The sequence below is a fragment of the Endozoicomonas sp. SESOKO3 genome (genome assembly GCF_024606255.1).
In genome coordinates, this window is record NZ_JAHHPR010000767.1 from 1 (window position 1) to 2,359 (window position 2,359).

At 50.1% G+C, this 2,359-nt stretch carries 1 protein-coding gene and 1 pseudogene; one reads left to right on the forward strand and one right to left on the reverse strand.

Annotated elements, in window-relative coordinates; all coding sequences use genetic code 11:
* A pseudogene (locus KDK18_RS13520) lies at positions 1-483 on the forward strand (2-aminoethylphosphonate--pyruvate transaminase); the annotation flags it as partial.
* Positions 484-642: 159 nt separating this feature from the next.
* Here KDK18_RS13520 and KDK18_RS13525 read toward each other — a convergent pair.
* On the reverse strand, positions 643-2,154 hold the full coding sequence (locus tag KDK18_RS13525; RefSeq protein WP_257255457.1) for a YifB family Mg chelatase-like AAA ATPase: 1,512 nt from the start codon (positions 2,152-2,154) through the stop codon (positions 643-645).
* Positions 2,155-2,359 lie beyond the last annotated feature (205 nt).

Sequence of the window (2,359 nt, forward strand, 5' to 3'; positions counted from 1 at the left end):
CGCACTCTTTTATCCCAATGCAAAGGGCTGGCCCGCTCCCTGTCTCTGGATCTCTATGATCAGTGGCAGTGCATGGAAAAAAATCATGGCAAGTGGCGCTTTACTTCTCCCACTCACACCGTGAGGGCTTTTCATCAAGCTCTGGCTGAGCTGAATGAAGAGGGCGGGATTGCTGCCCGTCACAAGCGTTACTCCACCAATCAGCGTTTGCTCGTCCAGGGTATGAATGAACTGGGCTTCAGATGCCTGTTAGACAATAAGCTACACTCTCCGTTTATTACTTCTTTTTACTCTCCAGAGCATCCCGATTATGAATTCCTCCGCTTTTATGAGCAGCTGAAAGGGAAAGGTTTTGTCATTTATCCCGGTAAAGTGTCTGATGCCGACTGTTTTAGAATCGGCAACATCGGGGAAGTCTATCCAGAAGACATCAGTCAATTAATTAAAGCGGTTTCAGAAAGCATGTACTGGCAGGGGCATTGATGTCGCTGAGGTGTCAACAAGTTCTCTGAACCAGAGGGTAAAATGCTGAAGCAGTACGACCTGGAAAATCAGGCCGTACTGACCTTCAGGGCCACTTTTTACATAGCTCGACACCATCAAGTTTCTTGAAGATGATGGACCTGCTCTAAAACCGGGAGGCTAACCTGACTCACGATCCAGCTTTCTGTAATGCACTGCTTCAGCAAGATGTTTTTGTTGAATATCTTTTTCCTTATCGATATCGGCCAGAGTTCTGGCCACTCTCAATATTCGGTGTACGGCTCTGGCCGAGTAACCCAATTTGTCACAAAGTCGGGTCATGAAATTCTGTTCTTTTTTATTCAGCGAACAGTATTCATTCATCTCACTGGCAGACAGCCGTGCGTTGGGTTTCCCCTGCCTGCATTGCTGGATAGATCTTGCCTCAATCACCTGCTGACGGATTTTTTCAGTTGAGAGGTTTTCATCTTCGGACCGGCTTTCAAAAAGTCGCTCCGTTTTCTGACTGGAGACCTCTATTTGCAAGTCTATGCGATCCAGTAATGGGCCTGATATTTTTCGTTTATAGCGTCTGACTTGCTCAGCAGAACATTGGCAGGCTTTCTGTGGGTCTCCAAGGTATCCGCAGGGGCAGGGGTTCATGGCGGCAATTAACTGAAAGCCTGCCGGGAAACTGGCCTGACCTTTGGCGCGGGAAATAACCACTTCCCTTGTTTCCAGGGGTTCTCTCAGCACTTCCAGGGCCACTTTTTGAAATTCCGGCAGTTCATCCAGAAACAGGACACCGTTGTGTGCAAAGGAAATCTCTCCCGGTCGGGGTTGGCTGCCGCCACCCACCAGAGCGACGGCAGAGGCCGTATGGTGGGGGTTGCGAAAGGGGCGCTGTTTCCATGACGGCGGCTGGTTGTAGGAAGACAAAGTATGTATGGCGGCTACTTCCAGAGCCTCATGATCATTCATCTCGGGAAGAATCCCCGGCAAGCGACTGGCCAGCATGGTTTTACCAGTACCCGGAGGACCGTAGAAAATCAGATGATGAGCACCAGCGGCTGCTGTCATTAACCCTCGTTTAGCCTGTTGCTGGCCTTTTACATCCAGCAGGTCGGGGTAATCAACAGGACATTCATTCCTGTTGCAGGTGGCTTCTGACAGATGTTCATTACCGGTGAGATGAGCGTAGACTCTGAGCAGGTTGTCTGCACCCAACACTTTTGCATCAGGGCAAAGGGCTGCCGCCTGTGCATTCAGCTGGGGAAGCATCAGTGTGTGAGACGATTGACTGCAGGCTATAGATGCTGGCAGTGAGCCTGTGATCGGTCTCAGTTCGCCAGACAGGGCCAGTTCACCAAGAAACTCATAACCTGCCAGCGACTCAGGCTTGAGTTGACCTGATGCCGCAAGGATGCCCAGGGCGATGGGCAGATCAAAACGACCGCCTTCTTTAGGAAGGTCCGCAGGTGCCAGATTGACAGTAATACGGGAAACAGGAAACTCAAAACCACTGTTGAGGATTGCGCTCCTTACCCTGTCTTTGCTCTCGCGAACAGCGGCTTCCGGCAGACCCACCATATTCAGGGCTGGCAGACCTGCCGACAAATGAACTTCAACCGATACGGCAGGTGCATCCAGCCCGGTTTTGGCGCGGGTTTGAACAACAGCTAACCGCAGCATAAACACTCCCTTCTTTCTGTACTTTTGTTTTTATTGTTGCGGCAGACCGAAATGGAATGCCTGTGCAAAACTGAAGGGTTGAGAATAGCAGTAATTCAGAGATCTGCTCTTGATTAAATCCGCAACGAGCGCAACACTCGCTGTTATGGCTAAGGTTCAAGCTACCTTGTCAAACACTTAAGAAAGATATTTCTGGCACCGTTGA